We start from the raw sequence: 17,283 nt of genomic DNA on the forward strand, positions 1-17,283 counted from the left end.
GACTATAGGTAGCGCAGATGACAGTGATATGACAGTGCAGGCAGCGCGTCAGAGGTTTAGCTGCGCGGGTGCCTTAAAAGCTTTTTTACGTACTGTTGCAGCAACTCCGCGTCCTGATGGGTTACGTGAGTTCCCGGCCGGGCTTCTTCGAGCGCGCCTTCGATACTCTGAATTAACGCCTGTTGTTCCGTCGTCGCCATCTGGCGCAACAGCGCGGTCACCACGATTTCCAGCGCTTCAACCTGAGCGACCAGTTCTTTCGACTCTTCTTCTTTTTCTGCCAGCTTGACCAATAACTCTGCAATGAGATTTTTCATAGCGCTATTTCCTTACGAGATTTCAAAGACGTTAGCATTGAGTTTTGATGTTGCAAAGTAGATACATGTATTATTTTTGCGGATTTTCTCACAAGGCTTAATAGTCATTTAAAAAACAGGGTCAACGAAACGTTTCTCCCGCTTCGATGGGAAATCTTTTGAGTGGCTTAGCGATAAATAAAAAAAAGCGCCTGGCTTATTTGCATAAGAAAAAACGATAGTAAGGCCGAAGCAGACTGATATTATTTCGGCCCTGTTGCGTTAGCGTTTTACCCGGCGAAACGCCAGCAGTAATTGCCAGAGATTAATAAACACCACCACAGCCGTGGCGGCAAATACCCAACGGAAACCCGCCATCGCGGATACGGTGGCCCCCATCAGCGGCCCGGCAACATTTCCCAGATACATAAACGATTGGTTGTAACCGAAAATACGCCCGGTAACCTGATCGCTGGAATATTTCAGCAGCAACGTCTGCACGGCGGGCAACATCGCGCCATCGGCAAAACCCAACATAAAGCGCAAGATCCCAAGCTGGAGCGGCGACGTAACAAACGACATGGCGAAGAACAGCACCACGGCCACCGCCATCGTCGCCATTAAAATGCGCGATGTACCAATGCGATCCCCCAGTTTGCCGAGGCGCGGGGCGGAAATCAGCGCCGAGACACCGGGCACAGCGGCGATAAGCCCGCTGAGAAAAGCAATGTTAGTGGTATGCGGTGACAAAGATTGAATAAACAGCGCCAGGATCGGGCCGATAGAGCCGTTGCACAGCTGAATCACCATGGTGGTGATAAACAAACTGATCACTAGCGCCGGGTACGGCAAGGTAGAGAACACCGCCTTGCCGCTCAGGCGATCGCCCTTTTTCACCGTCGGCCTGACGCCCTCTTTAATTAAAAACAGCGTGACGAGGAAACTCACAATCAGCAATATCGCCGTAATGAGGAACACCATGCGCAGCCCCACATGGTCGGCAAGAAAACCACCCATCAGCGGCCCGCCAATCACGCCGCTTATCTGCGCCGTGGAGAGCGTACTTAGCGCCCAGCCGCTGCGCTCGCGCGGCACCTGCGAAGCCACCAGCGCCATCGCATTGGGAATATAGCCAGACGTCAGCCCCATCACGCCGCGCAGGATCAACAACTGCCAGACATTGGTGGCAAACGCCTGTAACAGAATCGCGATCGCCATCCCTAACGAGGCGCGCAACAGCATCAGTTTGCGCCCTTTCCGATCCGCCAGGCTGCCCCACATGGGCGAAACAATCGCCGAAACCAGAAAGGTAATACTGAACGTTAAGCCTGACCACATCGACAGCGCTTCATGGGACGTCACGCCCAGTTGCGCAACATATAACGGCAAGAACGGCAGAATTTGGCTAATGGCCAGACCAGTGAAAAAGCAACCGAACCAGACCGAAACGAGATTGACCTTCCAGGATTCCATAAGTACGCGTAATTATTGAGGTTTCGACAAACAGCGCACAGATTAACAAGAATGCGCCAGCGATGAGTCACCAGAGATGCGGTTACGACAATTTCGGTATTTTATCTGTCAGCTTGCGTTTCATGCCGCCGCCCGGGGGAAAAACCCCATTATTGACAGTGGATTATGCTTAGCGACAGAGACCAAAGCCACGCATGCCAAGATGAAAATGGTTGGCGTGAGCGGCGTTGTACTCCGGCCCAAGGCCGTTACCGTAATAGCCGCAACTGGCGCTTAACATTGCCCGCAGCCACGGCTGTGTTCGCGCCTGCCGCCAGCCCTTCAGTACCGTCACGGACTGACCATTCGCCAGTCGAAAACCGCTGAGATCAAGCGCTTCTGCACTGGCGTGCTCGCTACGCCTGGCATCAGCGCGGTTGTAGATATTGCGACACGCATAGCTGCCAAGATGATCGATACGCGTAAGCTGGCTGCCCATAAAGCGTTCGGTGAGTGGCCGCGCCTGTTGCTCGACAAACAGCGCGGAACTGAGCGCCAGCGGACAACTGGCGAGAAAACTGCTGCTCAGTTTAACCGCGCCAAAGTCGCGTACCCGTACGACATAGGTTAACGGGCAATCTCCGGCACTGTCGGCAACCGGAGCCGACGAGATCAGGCGTTGCTGGTTCGCCTGCGACAATAATTCCGCACAGGCTTGCGGCGGCAAGCGGCGCAGTTTGAACTGCGTAATGCGCCCGGGCGGGTCGCTAAGCTGCAACGGCGCAAACGGGTTGTAGTAAGACGGCAACGCGCGGTAGCCAACCCAAATCACCGCCAGAAGAATGCACAAAACAATCAGCCCTTTCCCGCTCACGTCGTCTCCTTCTGGTTTCCAGAAAACATTATGGCAGAAGGCCGCGAATCGTGCGTTTTGACGTGCTATGGTATGTGCTTTGTGAATTCAGTGTGAGTGAACGGAGAAATGGCAAAACTGCGGGTAGGGGTCGTCTTTGGCGGCAAATCAGCGGAACATGAAGTGTCGTTACAGTCGGCGAAAAATATCGTCGACGCCATGGATAAATCACGCTTTGACGTGGTGCTGCTGGGGATCGATAAACAGGGGCAGTGGCACGTCAGCGATGCGAATAATTACCTGCTAAACGCCAACGATCCGGCGCGTATCGCCTTAAACCCCTCGGAAAATAGCGTGGCGCTGGTGCCGGGGATCCAACAGCAACAACTGATCCAGGCAGAAAACAGCACACCGCTTCCGAATGTCGACGTGATCTTCCCGATTGTTCATGGCACGCTGGGCGAAGATGGTTCATTACAGGGCATGCTGCGTCTGGCGAACTTGCCGTTTGTCGGCTCCGACGTGCTCGCCTCTGCAGCCTGCATGGATAAAGATGTCACCAAGCGCCTGTTACGCGACGCCGGGCTTTCCATCGCCCCGTTTATCACGCTAACTCGCGCCAATCGCGGGCAGATTAGCTTCAGCGATGTGCAAACCAAACTCGGTTTGCCGCTGTTTGTTAAACCCGCCAACCAGGGTTCCTCCGTGGGCGTCAGCAAAGTGACGAATGAAGCGCAGTACCAGGCGGCGGTCAACCTGGCGTTTGAATTCGATAAAAAAGTGGTTGTTGAAACCGGCATCAAAGGCTGCGAGATTGAATGCGCGGTGCTGGGTAATGACTCACCGCAGGCCAGTACCTGTGGCGAAATCGTGCTTCATAGCGAGTTTTACGCCTACGACACCAAATACATCGATGAAAACGGGGCTCAGGTGGTTGTGCCCGCCGACATTGATCCGGCAATCAACGATAAAATCCGCGGCATTGCCGTGCAGGCTTATCAGGCGCTGGGTTGTGAAGGGATGGCGCGCGTGGATGTGTTCCTGACGCCGGAAAACGACGTGATCATCAACGAGATCAACACGCTGCCAGGGTTCACCAATATCAGCATGTATCCGAAACTGTGGCAGGCGAGCGGTATTGGTTATAGCGAGTTAATCACGCGCCTGATTGAGCTGGCTATTGCGCGCCATCAGGCTAACAGCGCGCTGAAAATTACCGTTAATAACTAATCACTGCGGTTTATCCGCCGTCTCCTCGTCCTCAGGGCGGCGGCGGATAATTAACCCGGCCAGCCAGAAACCAATCACCCAGGTCACCAGCCCCACCGCATAGGTTTGCCAGCCTTTGGCTTCAAACCCCAGCAGCCCGACCACGCCATTCAGAATAAATATCAACCCAATCGCAAACGCGTAATAGTGCCAGTCACGGCGGATTTTTACAGGCAGCTTCATGACAACTCCGGCAGTCAAAACGGCATCATCGCACAACCGCCGCTTACCGTCTGTGGCGTATGCGGAAATTCTGAAATGTTACCAAGGTAATTAAAACGTTACAGAAATGTGAGCATCGGCAAAAATCATCCAACTGGAATCATTCCCGGGGCGAAATTATCACCATTCTGATGTTGACAAAGCGGTACAACTGCCAAAATTACCGTCAGTTGAGGCCACGCGCCAACTACATCGAGCGTTAAAAAGTAAAGAGTACCGGAGGTCTTATGGCTGACTTTACTATGTCAAAACCCTTTAAGGGCGCAAAACAACGTGACACCTCCAGACCGGGTAATATTGCTTACGCCGTATTCGTACTACTCTGCTTCTGGGCGGGTGCGCAGTTGCTGAACCTGCTGGTGCATGCACCGGGCGTGTTCGAGCATCTGATGCAAGTGCAGGACACCACCCGCCCGCACGTAGAAATGGGAATGGGCGTCGGCACAATTTTCGGTCTTGTGCCTTTCCTCGTGGGAAGCGCCCTGCTTGGTGTTATCTTCCTTATCTTACGCTGGCGACATCACCATTCGCGCTAGTTCTGCGCCATGCAGGCGGCCCGACGATCGTCGACGCGCTTCGCAAACCATGCTGTTGTCAGGTTGCGCGTGATCTTCGGGCTTTCCAGCTTGATCCCCGGCAGTACCTCTCTTGGCAATGGTTTGCCGCTTTTCTTCTCGGCCAGCCGATACACTTCGCGATAGAGTTTGGTGTCTTCCAGTTTGTCGCTGTCTCCGCGCTCCAGTTGCCGACGGATATCACGATCGCTCATGCCCAGCGAAGCGCCCAGTTTGCGCACGGCTAATTCCGTGCTACCCGCATCGCTGCTGCCGTACAAAATCAAATCGCCGTCGAGCGCCAGTTTCACGCCGGTCGCTTTGCTGATGGCGTTCTGAAACGCCGCATTACGGCTGGCATACAGCCCGGCGTTAAAATCGGCGAAACGGTAAATGGGGGCGGTGTAACTGGCCGGGTAATTGAGCAGGTGATAGGTGCCAAACCATAATCCACCGCGGCGGCTGAAGACCTCCTGCCGCACGGTGCCTTCCATTTTCCACGGATAACCATCCGTATGTTGCTCGGCAAAGGCGACGCTAATCTGCATCGGCCCGCCGGTGCGCACCGGGTTGAGCGAACCAAACAGTTTCTGCCCCATCGGCACCATGCCAATGAAGTCATCAAAAATGGCGCTGAGCTCTTTTTCCGTGCGCACTTTGTCCAACCGTTCGCTGTAGCTTTTACCGTTCGGCGACGGGATTTTCAGCGCGGTATTCACCAGCATCGTTGGGATGTGCATCCGCTCGGCGCGCTTATCGATCTCTTTCCAGGCAATTTTATTCAGCCCCGGCACCACCGGATCAGACTGGTAATTGGATTCCTGCTGCGCCACCGCCAGCACCGAACAGATGTTCTCCAGCGTCGGCGACAGCTTCTGGCTGCTAAAGGTTGTCGCCAGATCCTGCGCCCAGCCTTCGCGATCTTTCACGCTGGCGGGAATGGTTCGCCGCACCACGCTTGCGACATCCATCGGCTTGTTCTGCTGTTGTTCCAGCGCTTTTTCTTTTTCAGCTTCGGCTTCTTTTTGCGAAAGCGTGCCCTGCGTACTACACCCGGCGAGAATCAACGTCGCCAGCAACCAGCCAAAACGGGGGACGTAAACCATAACGTTCCTTGTATTAACCAAAAATAGGGGGCACAGGCTGGATCTCCTGCCCATCCAGTTCACGTTCAAAACTGCGTAAACGTTTATAGATAGACATCAGCTCCACCAGCGTCGTCCAGGAAGAGATCAAATACTGGAACGAACTGCGCACCTGCTCGAACACGTTGGTTATCTGGCGCATCAGACCGAAAGTGATAGCCCCGGCGGCAATCGTCGGGAACAGCACAATCAGGCCAACCACCACATCAACCTGCATGTACAGGATACGGGCGATATTGAAATACATATAGTGAAAATAGAGCCGGAAATAGTTACGGCGCACGGCGGCGAACAGCTCTGCAACGGTATGCGGCCTGGCGCGACCGGCATCATCTTCGCCGTAGACCAGTTCTTTACGGTAAGCCGCTTCCACGCGCTGGTTTTTAAACGCCAGCCCCGGCAGTTTGATGCCCACAAACGCCAGCAACACGGTGCCGAGCAATGCCCAGCTCACAGCAGCAATTACCAGGCCATAAGCGATGTGCCCGACCACCGGTATCTCCTGTACATGCGGCGATAGCGCCACCAGCACCGGCAAAAAAGCAATCAACGTCATAATGGCGTTAATAAAACTGGTGCCCATATCTTCAAGCGTCGAGGCGAAACGCATGGTGTCTTCCTGCACACGCTGCGCTGCGCCTTCGATATGGCGCAAACGCTCCCAGCGCGCCATATAGTATTCGTTCATCGCCGTGCGCCAGCGGAACACATAGTGGCTGACGAAAAAGTTATTGAGCACCGCCACCGTTACGGCAATCAGTGCGATCCACAAAAACACGCCAATCTCGCTGTACAACTGATGAATGCTGACTTTGTTCGGCGCGCTGAGTGCGGTCTGGATAAGATCGTAAAACGGCTGATACCAGGCGTTAATAGCGACATTCACTTCCACCAAAAACCAGGTCACAAAGATAATTAACGCGGTGCCGAGAATTGACCAGCGCTGCCAGCGATGCGGCGAGAGGGTAAACCAGAACAGCGCAAACACGCCGACACAAAGCAGATAGTAGGCATAAAACAGCAGATAGCCTGGGCTCCAGAAACGCGCGGCGCTAATCGGCACATCCGCAGACGCGCCGGTGAGGCGCATCAACCACGCTTCACCACCCGCCTGCCAGAAAACCACGGTAATCGCGGTCCAGATGAACACCGACAAAAAGAACAACGCCGGTTTTGGAAAGAAGGACTTAAACATAATGCTCTCCTGCTCACTTCTTATTATTTACGACACATGCTGTGCATCACTGTGTGTAAGCCCCTGAATGGGCCGCGACAAAAAAAGCGCCGCGAAGTGCGGCGCCGTCTGGTTAAATCTGACCTGAGCTTAACGCCTTAGTTCGTTTGCCATTCGTGAAGAATTGTTTCGACGGGTTTCACTAACACCGGGTTGCAAGGCACCGTTAAGGTGCGCCACACCTCGTTATAGTGATCGATTAACACCGTAGCCTGCGCCGCCGGGCGATTCGCCGTGGTGTGCGCATCTTGCGCGACGGTAATGGCGTAACCACGGCTGGCGCCGTTTTTCAGCGTAGTATCCACGCAGTAATCGGTGGCGCACCCGCACATCACAAAGGCGCGAATATCATGCTCACGCAGCACACTTTCGAGCGTAGTGCGATAAAACGCGTCGCAGGCAGTTTTGGTGACATACAGCGCGTTCGCCGGTTGCGTCAGCTCCGGCAAAAGCGCAAACCCGTCACTGCCCTCTTCCAGCCCGCCCGCTTCGGCGTGTTGGATAAAAATCACCGTGTCCGCTGCTGCGGTCAGTTGGTTAATACGCGCCACGCATTGTTCACGCTGAATACGCTCTGTGGCAAACACGCCGTTTTGCATATCCACCACCATCACTACCCGTTGACTTGCCATTACCTGACTCCTGAGTGTGGGAAAGAAAGAGGTTATCACAGCCGCCTTACGCCAAAGTCATAGGGAAAAAATTTCATATTTACCCATCGTTACGTATTAGGGCGAAATAACACGCTTATTGGTGCTTTGCATCGAAACGCCGGGTAGTATAAATATCCTCTATCGTTCCCATTCTTATATGGATCCCCTTCGTTGAAACGTTGTCTGCTTTTCTCCGCGTTGCTCTGCACGCTGAGTATGACCAGCGCCCGTGCGGCGCAACAATCTCCCGATCCGGTATTTGCCTCTGACATTGTCGATCGTTACGCCAACCACATCTATTACGGTAGCGGTGCGACCGGGATGGCAATGGTGGTCATCGACGGTAACCAGCGCGTGTTCAGAAGTTTTGGTGAAACCCGTCCGGGCAATAATGTGCGCCCGCAGCTGGATTCGGTTATCCGTATTGCGTCGCTCTCCAAGCTGATGACCAGCGAAATGCTGGTGAAACTGCTCGATCAGGGCCGGGTGCGTCTTGACGATCCATTAAGCAAATATGCGCCACCTGGCGCGCGCGTACCGACCTACGAAGGCACGCCGATCAAGCTGGTTAACCTCGCGACCCATACCAGCGCTCTGCCGCGTGAACAGCCTGGCGGCGCGGCACACCGTTCGGTATTTGTCTGGCCAACGCGCGAGCAGCGCTGGAGCTGGCTTTCCACCGCGAAGTTAAAAACCGCGCCGGGCGCGCAGGCGTCTTACTCCAACCTGGCCTTTGACCTGCTGGCCGATGCGCTTTCTCAGGCGGCCGGAAAACCCTATCCGCAGCTGTTTGAAGAGCAAATAACCCGTCCGCTGGGGATGAAAGACACCACCTTTACGCCGTCGCCGGATCAGTGCAAACGACTGATGGTGGCGGAAAAAGGCGCCAGCCCGTGTGATAACACGCTGGCAGCGATTGGCAGCGGCGGCGTTTACTCCACGCCAGGCGATATGATGCGCTGGATGCAGCAGTTCCTCTCGTCCGATTTCTATACCCGCAATAGCCAGGCCGATCGGATGCAAACGCTGATCTACCCGCGTAATCAGCTCACCAAGGTGATTGGCATGGATGTTCCTGGCAAAGCCGACGCGCTTGGCCTCGGCTGGGTCTATATGGCGCCGAAAGACGGTCACCCTGGCATCATCCAGAAAACCGGCGGCGGCGGCGGTTTCATCACCTATATAGCGATGGTGCCGCAGCATAACGTCGGCGTCTTTGTGGTGATGACCCGTTCACCGCTGACGCGCTTTACCAGCATGAGCGATGGCGCGAACGACCTGGTCAGCGAGCTGAGCAACAATAAACCGCAGGTAGTTCCGGCCTCCTGATGCGGCAAAAGGCAGGCGGTTTGCCGTCTGCCTTCCCCTTTTAACAGCGATTTTGGTAAAACAGCCCGCCGCCTTTTCGGCTACAATGCCGCCATCTGTTCCACAAACATCAGGCATACCATGACCGATTTAATTACTCGCCCCCGCCGTCTGCGCAAATCGCCTGCGCTGCGCGCCATGTTTGAAGAGACAACACTGAGCAAAAACGACCTGGTGTTGCCGATCTTTGTTGAAGAAGAGCTCGACGATTACAAAGCTATCGCCGCCATGCCGGGCGTGATGCGCATTCCGGAAAAGTATCTGGCGCGCGAAATCGAACGCATCGCCAGGGCCGGGATCCGCTCAGTGATGACCTTTGGCATTTCGCATCACACCGATGCGACCGGCAGCGATACCTGGCAGGAAAACGGACTGGTGGCGCGGATGTCGCGCATCTGCAAAGAGACAGTGCCGGAAATGGTGGTGATGTCCGACACCTGTTTTTGCGAATACACCTCGCACGGTCACTGCGGTGTACTGTGCGATCACGGCGTGGATAACGACGCCACCCTGATTAACCTCGGTAAACAAGCGGTGATTGCCGCCGCGGCAGGCGCTGATTTCATTGCGCCATCGGCAGCGATGGACGGTCAGGTGCAGGCGATCCGCCAGGCGCTGGACGCGGCGGGTTTTACCGAGACCGCGATCATGTCCTATTCAACTAAGTTCGCCTCATCCTTCTACGGCCCGTTCCGTGAAGCAGCGGGCACAGCGCTGAAAGGTGATCGTAAAACCTACCAGATGCACCCGATGAACCGCCGCGAGGCGATTCGCGAGTCGCTTATTGATCAGGCCGAAGGCGCAGATTGCCTGATGGTGAAACCAGCAGGCGCTTATCTTGATATCCTGCGTGATATTCGCGAGCGCACCGAACTGCCGCTGGGCGCTTATCAGGTGAGCGGCGAATACGCGATGATCAAGTTTGCCGCTCAGGCAGGCGCGATTGATGAAGACAAAGTGGTACTGGAAAGCCTGGGTGCGATTAAACGCGCCGGCGCGGATTTGATTTTCAGCTATTTCGCCCTCGATCTCGCCGAACGCGGCATCCTCTGAACAAAGCGGGCCTGGCCCGCTTTTTTTGCCTTTGCTTCTGATTCTCCTCGCGTCTTTAAAGTGTCATTTATTCATTGTAATGAAATGTAAGCGTCATCTTCGCCCTTTACTGTCATCGGCAAGACGGGAGGAGGAATCACCATGTTTAGTCTCGACAATGTACTTGAGGATCTCTGGCCACAGGCCAGGCCAGCACCCTGGCAAAAAAATCTGCTCAGACGCCTGCTCTATGAGCAAGAGTTTCAGCAGTTCGCCGCGCGCCACCCCCACCTGAAAGGGCTGGATATGGTGGAACAAGTACTTGAACATCTACAAATCCGCTGCACCGTTCCCGCTCACTGCCTCGAACAAATCCCTGAACATGGCCCGCTGGTCATCATTTCTAACCATCCGACAGGCACGCTCGACGGGCTGGCGCTGATGTACGCCGTTTCCCGCGTTCGCCGCGATGTGAAAGTGGTCACCAACCGCATGCTGTCGCATCTTGAGCCGCTCAGTTCGCTGTTTATTCCGGTGGATAACATGGGTGGACGTACGCGTAAATCCTCATTGCAGCAAATGGAAAACCATCTGCAAAGCGGTGGCGTGTTGATCTTCTTCCCGGCCGGGGAAGTGTCGCGCCTGACGCGCAAAGGCATTCGCGACAAAGGCTGGCACGCCGGGTTTATTAAACTGGCCAGCAAATTTCGCACCCCGCTGCTGCCGGTATGGATTGACGCGCGTAACAGCGCCCTGTTTTACGCCAGCGCGATGGTCTCTGAAACGCTGCCCTTTTTACTGCTTATGCAGCAGATGTTTCGCCGGCGCGACAGCGCACTGCCGATCAAAATCGGTGAACGTATTCCCTGGGACAGCTGGCACACGCCGCAGCTCGCGCCGCGCGAGCTGGCCGATAAGTGTCGCAAACATGTCCTGCGTCTTGGCAAGGGATTGCCCGGCCCCTTCAAAACCGAGTGTGCCATCGCACGTCCGGAAGAGCGCATTACGCTGCGCCGGGAGCTTAACAACGCCGAATGCCTCGGCCGCACCACTGATGGCAAGGTCATCTATCTGTGGCAGCGTAAAGGGCAGGAAGATGCGCCGCTGCTGCGCGAACTGGGGCGACTGCGTGAAATCGCCTTCCGCGCGGTGGGCGAAGGCAGCGGTAAACGTCGTGATACGGATAAATATGACGACGATTACCTGCATCTGATTTTGTGGGATGAGGCCGATCTGGAAATTGTCGGCGCTTACCGTTTTATGCCAACCGCGCAGCAAATGGCGGCGCGCGGCGTTGAAGGGTTATACAGCCACAGCCTGTTCCATTACGACGATCGTATGGCGGATGTGCTGCGCCACGGCATTGAACTGGGCCGCAGTTTTATTCAGCCGCGCTACTGGGGACGTCGCGGGCTGGATTATCTGTGGTCGGGTATTGGAGCCTATCTGGCGCGTTATCAGCAGTATCGCTACCTGTTTGGCCCGGTCTCTATTTCCGGCGGTATGCCGCCTGCGGCGCGCGATCTGCTGGTGGCGTTCTACCGCCTGTGGTTCCCGGCAACCTGGCCGCTGGCGTCATCGCGCCGCCCGTGGCCTGCCAGCATGCCGGAAGTGCTGGCGCAGTTTACCGGCGATGACTACACCGAAGATCTGACGCGGCTGAAATCGCTGCTGGGAAACCTGGGCTGCGGCATTCCGCCCCTGTATAAACAATATTCCGAACTGTGTGAGCCAGGCGGCGTGCAATTTATTGATTTCGGCTGCGACCCGGATTTTAACAACTGCGTGGATGGCCTGGTGCTGGTGGATTTAACGCACCTGAAAGCGAACCGCTACGAGCGTTATATTGCTGCGCATCTGCCCCAGCCGGAAACAGAAACGGCATAACGTAAACCTGCACAAAATACAAAAGCCGTCGCGTTATGCGTGACGGCTTTTTAACGGATCCTGTCAGCCATGCACCAGCCGCAACTGTGCTCGTCGGCTATTTAAACGAGGGTTGTCGGTAAAAATGACATATAAAATGGGTCGCCAGGCCATGACGTCCTCCTTTGCTAAATATCATCCTGGGTTTGGCTGAAAATTATTGTGTAAAACTAAAGTGCCAGACAATTCAGGTCAACCCATTATTCCGGATTAGATTTAACATCAGGTTATTACGCTAATAATATGTGTTGCGCCTCACAAAAAAAGAAATAAATCACACTGTAAAATCAACATGTTAACTTATTGTGAATTACGCCATTTAAATAACATATCATCACTTTAATTAAAGCCTGATATGACAAAAAAGGGTTAAGAATAGTCGGATTTAAATTTCCAGTTATTCCCTATAACATTTCCAGAAATCGGGATATCGCCTTTTTTTATTAACCCACCGGCAATTAATTTCACCTTAAGCAGCATATTCGCCAGTTTCACCATTGCAGGGCAACCTGCACCAGAATCCGATCTGCAACGGTGCAAACCATGCAGCATTTCAAAACCACTATCATCTAACTATTTAATTAACCAAAGAATATATCTCCTGGCATCGCCTTTGCACATTCACTGCTAACTGTATTCAATGGCGAGGCAGTAAAGCATGAGCACACAAACAACACTAAAAAGAACACTGGGCAGCTTCCGTCTGTGGGGCATTGCCGTCGGGCTGGTAATTTCAGGGGAGTATTTTGGCTGGAGCTATGGCTGGTCACAGGCCGGTACGCTCGGCTTTTTGATTGTCGCGCTGTTAATTGCCGCGATGTACTGCGCCTTTATCTTTAGTTTTACCGAGTTGACCACCGCCATTCCTCATGCCGGTGGCCCCTTCGCTTACGCGTACCGGGCTTTTGGGCCAACAGGCGGGTTTATTGCCGGTTTTGCCACCTTAATCGAGTTCGTTTTCGCGCCTCCGGCTATCGCGATGGCGATTGGCGCGTACCTGAACGTGCAATTCCCGTCGCTGGATGCGAAATGGGTGGCCTGCGGCGCGTACCTCATCTTTATGGCGCTGAACATTCTCGGCGTCGGCATTGCCGCCACGTTTGAGCTGATTGTCACCCTGCTGGCAATTTTCGAACTGCTGGTGTTTATGGGCGTGGTGGCACCGGGCTTCTCGTGGGGCAACTTCACCGCCAACGGCTGGGCTGGTGCAGAGAGCTTCAGCAGCCTGGCGCTGCCGGGCATGTTCGCCGCGATCCCCTTCGCCATCTGGTTCTTTCTCGCCATTGAAGGCGCTTCTATGGCAGCGGAAGAAGCCAAAGATCCGAAACGCACCATTCCGCGTGCACTCGGCGGCGGTATTTTGACCCTCACCGTGCTGGCGGTTGGCGTGATGATTTTTGCCGGTGGCGTTGGCGACTGGCGCACACTGTCGAACATTAACGATCCGCTGCCGCAGGCGATGAAAGTGGTGGTCGGCAACAGCAGCGGCTGGCTGCATATGCTGGTGTGGCTCGGCTTGTTTGGCCTGGTGGCGTCGTTCCACGGCATCATTATGGGTTACTCACGCCAGATCTACTCGCTGGCGCGCGCGGGCTATCTGCCGGCAAGCCTGGCAAACCTCAACCGCAAAACCCGCACGCCGCATCTGGCGATCCTCGCCGGGGGCGTGGTCGGGATTGCGGCGATTTTCTCCGACTCGCTGGTCACCATCAGCGGCATGCCGCTCACCGCCTGTATTGTGACGATGTCCGTTTTCGGGGCTATCGTTATGTATATCACCTCAATGGCCGCGCTGTTTAAGCTGCGCCGCAGCGAACCGGAACTTGAGCGCCCGTTTAAAGCGCCACTGTTCCCGTACGCCCCCGCGTTTGCGCTGGGCATGGCGGTGCTCTGCCTGGTGGCGATGGTCTGGTACAACACGCTGCTGGCACTGATCTTCGCGCTGATGATGCTGGGCGGCTATATGTGGTTTCGTAAAACGGCGCACGCGCGTGAACGTGCCGAGATGGACCCGCAACTGCGGGCGCTCTCCTGAGGAGACGGAATGTATAAAACCACGCTGGCTCACCGTACTTATCAGTTCGACAGCCTGAAAACGTTGATGGCGAAAGCCTCCCCGGCGCGATCCGGGGATGTGCTGGCCGGGGTGGCGGCGCAGTCGGCGGAAGAGCGGATGGCGGCGAAAATCGCCCTTGCGGATGTGCCGCTACGCGAGATCCTCGCTTCACCGCTCATCCCGTACGAAGACGATGAAGTGACGCGGTTAATCATCGATACCCACGATAGCCGCGCGTTTGCCCTGATTGCCCACCTGACAGTGGGCGAATTCCGCGACTGGCTGCTGGCCGACAGCACCGATACCGCCACGCTTAGCCATGTTGCCCCGGCGATCACTCCGGAAATGGCCGCCGCCGTCAGTAAGCTGATGCGTAACCAGGATTTGATCCTCGCCGCCAGCAAATGCAGCGTGATCACCCGCTTTCGCAACACCATTGGCCTGCCCGGCCATCTCAGTGTGCGTTTGCAGCCCAATCACCCGACCGACGATCTGAAAGGCATTGCCGCCAGTATGCTCGATGGCCTGCTGTATGGTGCGGGCGACGCGGTGGTAGGCATCAACCCGGCCAGCGACAGCCTGCCGGTGCTACAAAAGCTTAACCACATGATGGCAGACATCATTGAGCGCTTTGCCATTCCTACCCAGTCCTGCGTGCTGACGCATGTCACCAATACCATCCAGTTGATTGAACGCGGTGCGCCGGTTGATTTGGTGTTCCAGTCGGTGGCGGGGACGGAAGCCGCTAACAGCGGTTTTGGCATCAACCTGGCGCTGTTGCAGGAGGCGCATGAAGCGGCGCTGAGCCTGAAGCGCGGCACGCTGGGTAACAACGTGATGTATTTTGAAACCGGCCAGGGCAGTTGCCTTTCCGCTAACGCGCATCACGGCGTCGATCAGCAAACCTGCGAAGCGCGCGCTTACGCGGTAGCACGACATTTTAACCCGCTGTTGGTCAACACCGTGGTTGGTTTTATCGGCCCGGAATACCTCTACGACGGCAAGCAGATCATCCGCGCCGGGCTGGAGGATCACTTCTGCGGCAAACTGATGGGGCTGCCGATTGGCTGCGACGTCTGCTACACCAACCACGCTGAAGCGGATCAGGACGATATGGACACGCTGCTGACGCTGCTGTGTACCGCCGGGCTGACCTTCCTGATTGGCGTACCGGGCGCGGATGACATCATGCTCAATTACCAGAGCACCTCGTTCCACGATGCGCTCTACGCCCGCCGCCTGCTGGGGCTGAAACATGCGCCGGAGTTCGCCGAGTGGCTCACGAAGATGCAGATTATCGACACCCATGGACAGTTGCGCCTGACCGGCGCTAACCACCCGCTGCTGACCGTTATGCCACAAGGAGCGCACGCATGAATGGACCCGATGCCTGGACACTGCTGCGTGAGTTTACCGATGCCCGCATTGCGCTGGGGCGCAGCGGCGCCAGCCTGCCGACACGGGAGGTGCTCAACTTTGGCCTCGCGCACGCCCAGGCGCGTGATGCCATTCACCAGCCGTTCGACAGCGAAAGCCTGGCACAGCAGCTTCATGCGCTGGGCTTAAAAACGCTGGATGCGCACAGTGCCGCTGCCGACCGGCATATCTACCTGAACCGCCCGGATCTGGGCCGCCGATTGAGTGATGAGAGCCGTGAAACCCTTGCCGCACACCGCCCGCCCGCGCACGATCTGCTGCTGGTGATTGGCGACGGGCTCTCTTCCCACGCCGTGCATCGCCAGTCAGTCGGGCTTATCACCGCCCTGCTGCCCTATCTGGACACGCTGGGCATTTCTCTCGGCCCCATCGTGCTGGCACACCAGTCGCGCGTGGCGCTCGGCGATGACATTGGCGAAACGCTGGGCAGTAAAGCTGTGGCGATACTGATTGGCGAGCGTCCGGGGTTGTCCTCGCCGGATAGCCTCGGCGTCTACCTCACCTGGAAACCCGCGCGCCAGCGCATTGAATCCGAGCGCAACTGCATCTCTAATATTCGCCCGGAAGGGCTCAATTACGAGGCCGCCGCGTTTAAGCTCGCCTGGCTGCTGGAACAGGCATTTCTGCGCCGTCTCACCGGTGTGCAACTGAAAGACGAAAGCGACAACCCGGCGCTGCACGGGCGCGTGACACCCCGTATTACGAGCTGATCTCAACACAGAGCGCTGGCGTGACGAAGCGCTCTTTCTCCCCTCGTCATCTACACTCTTTACGTTATTTACGGCGAACCCGTGGAGGGCGTATGGAGAAAAAAAGCAGCGCTGATGCAGAACGAACATGGCCCGTGGAAGACAACCCTTTCTGGCTGCATGTTGAAATGCAGGTGCAAAAATGGGGGGCGATAGCGCTTATCGCCATTGTGATTGCCGGGCTGTGCGGGCTCTTTTCACAAGGCTGGCTGAGCAAAAAAACGGCGACCAGCGCCGATCAGCGTCTCACCGTCGAGTACGACCGCTTTGGTCGGCTACAAAGCGATCTGGATATGCAGATAACCGCCAGTGCTACGGCCGACAACCACATCACTTTCACCCTGGGCGGCGATTTCATGCACGATTTTGAGATCCGCACCCTGCAACCACAACCGCTCAACATGTTCAGCCGCAGCGGCGAACTGGTGCTGGAATATACCCGCCCCGCCGCCGATAAACCGCTGACCGTATGGCTGGGGCTGACACCGCTCGGCGTCGGTAACAGTACGCAGCGGATTGCAGTGAACAACGCCCCCCCGCTCACCCTGACGCAGTTTATCTGGCCCTGAGGAGAACGCGATGGACATGGTATTACGCGCGATAGCTATCTATCTGGTACTGATGGTGGTGTTCAAAATCGCCGGCCGCCGGGCGCTGTTACAGATGACCTCTTTTGATTTGATTTTGCTGCTGATCATCAGTGAAGCCACGCAACAAGCGCTACTCGGTAATGACTTCTCCGTGACCGGCGCGGCGCTGACCATTATCACGCTGGTGGTGGTGGATATCTTATTTGGCACGCTGAAGAAGTATGTCAAAGGGGCGGAAAACCTGATCGACGGCACGCCGGTGGTGTTAGTGGAGAACGGCCAAATGCTAGAAAACAAAATGCGTGAAGCCGATATCACACGCGACGACATTATGGTGTCAGCACGAAATAACCAGGGCATCGCCGATCTGGCGGAGATTAAATTCGCCATTCTTGAGCGCAACGGCCATATCTCGATTATTCCCAAAAACTCATCATGACTTTTCGC

18 protein-coding genes are annotated in these 17,283 nt (G+C 55.7%); 10 read left to right on the top strand and 8 right to left on the bottom strand.

From position 1 onward, the window contains the following. Positions 1–56: 56 nt before the first annotated feature. The 3 genes from iraP to M8Q36_RS00640 all read right to left on the bottom strand — a co-directional run bounded on the left by iraP (position 57) and on the right by M8Q36_RS00640 (position 2,622). A complete protein-coding gene (iraP, locus tag M8Q36_RS00630) occupies positions 57–317 on the bottom strand; it encodes an anti-adapter protein IraP (protein WP_017458820.1) in 261 nt (86 codons plus the stop codon). A gap of 261 nt (positions 318–578) precedes the next feature. After that, complete coding sequence (locus M8Q36_RS00635) at positions 579–1,769, bottom strand: multidrug efflux MFS transporter (RefSeq protein ID WP_249879685.1); 1,191 nt, start codon at positions 1,767–1,769, stop codon at positions 579–581. A 169-nt stretch (positions 1,770–1,938) separates the two neighbouring features. After that, positions 1,939–2,622 (bottom strand): extensin-like domain-containing protein, encoded by a 684-nt coding sequence (locus M8Q36_RS00640; RefSeq protein WP_249879686.1) that lies wholly within the window; start codon positions 2,620–2,622, stop codon positions 1,939–1,941. A gap of 108 nt (positions 2,623–2,730) precedes the next feature. Here M8Q36_RS00640 and ddlA point away from each other — a divergent pair, with 108 nt between their 5' ends. Continuing rightward, the gene (gene ddlA / locus M8Q36_RS00645) at positions 2,731–3,831 is read left to right on the top strand and encodes a D-alanine--D-alanine ligase (protein ID WP_249879687.1); all 1,101 of its coding nucleotides are present in this window, start codon (positions 2,731–2,733) and stop codon (positions 3,829–3,831) included. On the opposite strand, the gene M8Q36_RS00650 is transcribed toward ddlA, so the two are convergent. Beyond that, a complete protein-coding gene (locus M8Q36_RS00650; protein WP_017458816.1) occupies positions 3,832–4,053 on the bottom strand; it encodes a DUF2754 domain-containing protein in 222 nt (73 codons plus the stop codon). A 266-nt stretch (positions 4,054–4,319) separates the two neighbouring features. On the opposite strand from M8Q36_RS00650, the gene M8Q36_RS00655 reads away from it, so the two are divergent. Continuing rightward, the gene (locus tag M8Q36_RS00655; RefSeq protein WP_249879688.1) at positions 4,320–4,628 is read left to right on the top strand and encodes a DUF2755 family protein; all 309 of its coding nucleotides are present in this window, start codon (positions 4,320–4,322) and stop codon (positions 4,626–4,628) included. Here the strand turns inward: M8Q36_RS00655 and M8Q36_RS00660 are convergent. From M8Q36_RS00660 to M8Q36_RS00670, 3 genes are all read right to left on the bottom strand, one after another. Next, positions 4,625–5,752 (bottom strand): DUF1615 domain-containing protein, encoded by a 1,128-nt coding sequence (locus tag M8Q36_RS00660; protein WP_249879689.1) that lies wholly within the window; start codon positions 5,750–5,752, stop codon positions 4,625–4,627. The two genes, M8Q36_RS00655 and M8Q36_RS00660, sit on opposite strands and share 4 nt — an antisense overlap. A gap of 13 nt (positions 5,753–5,765) precedes the next feature. Next, a complete protein-coding gene (gene sbmA / locus M8Q36_RS00665; RefSeq protein ID WP_249879690.1) occupies positions 5,766–6,986 on the bottom strand; it encodes a peptide antibiotic transporter SbmA in 1,221 nt (406 codons plus the stop codon). 137 nt (positions 6,987–7,123) lie between these two features. After that, on the bottom strand, positions 7,124–7,657 hold the full coding sequence (locus tag M8Q36_RS00670; protein WP_249879691.1) for an isochorismatase family protein: 534 nt from the start codon (positions 7,655–7,657) through the stop codon (positions 7,124–7,126). Positions 7,658–7,849: 192 nt separating this feature from the next. Between M8Q36_RS00670 and ampH the strand changes: the two genes are divergently transcribed. The 3 genes from ampH to olsF all read left to right on the top strand — a co-directional run bounded on the left by ampH (position 7,850) and on the right by olsF (position 11,965). Next, positions 7,850–9,007, top strand: a complete 1,158-nt coding sequence (gene ampH, locus M8Q36_RS00675; RefSeq protein WP_045509330.1) for a D-alanyl-D-alanine-carboxypeptidase/endopeptidase AmpH — start codon at positions 7,850–7,852, stop codon at positions 9,005–9,007. Positions 9,008–9,127: 120 nt separating this feature from the next. Beyond that, positions 9,128–10,099, top strand: coding sequence for a porphobilinogen synthase (hemB, locus tag M8Q36_RS00680; protein WP_249879692.1), 972 nt, complete (start codon positions 9,128–9,130; stop codon positions 10,097–10,099). Between the two features lie 141 nt (positions 10,100–10,240). Next, positions 10,241–11,965, top strand: a complete 1,725-nt coding sequence (gene olsF, locus M8Q36_RS00685; RefSeq protein WP_249879693.1) for a bifunctional ornithine lipid synthase OlsF — start codon at positions 10,241–10,243, stop codon at positions 11,963–11,965. Between the two features lie 408 nt (positions 11,966–12,373). Here the strand turns inward: olsF and M8Q36_RS25445 are convergent, their stop codons facing one another. After that, entirely contained in the window at positions 12,374–12,502 is a 129-nt protein-coding gene (locus M8Q36_RS25445; protein ID WP_283945925.1) for a hypothetical protein, read from the bottom strand. 160 nt (positions 12,503–12,662) lie between these two features. Between M8Q36_RS25445 and eat the strand changes: the two genes are divergently transcribed. The 5 genes from eat to M8Q36_RS00710 all read left to right on the top strand — a co-directional run bounded on the left by eat (position 12,663) and on the right by M8Q36_RS00710 (position 17,275). After that, positions 12,663–14,039: an ethanolamine permease gene (gene eat / locus M8Q36_RS00690; protein WP_020456708.1), complete on the top strand. Its 1,377-nt coding sequence runs from the start codon at positions 12,663–12,665 to the stop codon at positions 14,037–14,039. A gap of 9 nt (positions 14,040–14,048) precedes the next feature. Next, a complete protein-coding gene (locus M8Q36_RS00695; protein ID WP_249879694.1) occupies positions 14,049–15,437 on the top strand; it encodes an ethanolamine ammonia-lyase subunit EutB in 1,389 nt (462 codons plus the stop codon). Continuing rightward, entirely contained in the window at positions 15,434–16,207 is a 774-nt protein-coding gene (gene eutC / locus M8Q36_RS00700; protein ID WP_045509343.1) for an ethanolamine ammonia-lyase subunit EutC, read from the top strand. Before M8Q36_RS00695 ends, eutC begins: the two co-directional genes overlap by 4 nt. Positions 16,208–16,299: 92 nt before the next feature. Further along, the gene (locus M8Q36_RS00705; RefSeq protein WP_249879695.1) at positions 16,300–16,815 is read left to right on the top strand and encodes a hypothetical protein; all 516 of its coding nucleotides are present in this window, start codon (positions 16,300–16,302) and stop codon (positions 16,813–16,815) included. Between the two features lie 10 nt (positions 16,816–16,825). Beyond that, complete coding sequence (locus tag M8Q36_RS00710) at positions 16,826–17,275, top strand: DUF421 domain-containing protein (RefSeq protein ID WP_017458803.1); 450 nt, start codon at positions 16,826–16,828, stop codon at positions 17,273–17,275. Positions 17,276–17,283: the final 8 nt, after the last annotated feature.

It is taken from the genome of Kosakonia sp. R1.Fl (assembly GCF_023516815.1).
Classification (GTDB): Bacteria; Pseudomonadota; Gammaproteobacteria; order Enterobacterales; family Enterobacteriaceae; genus Kosakonia.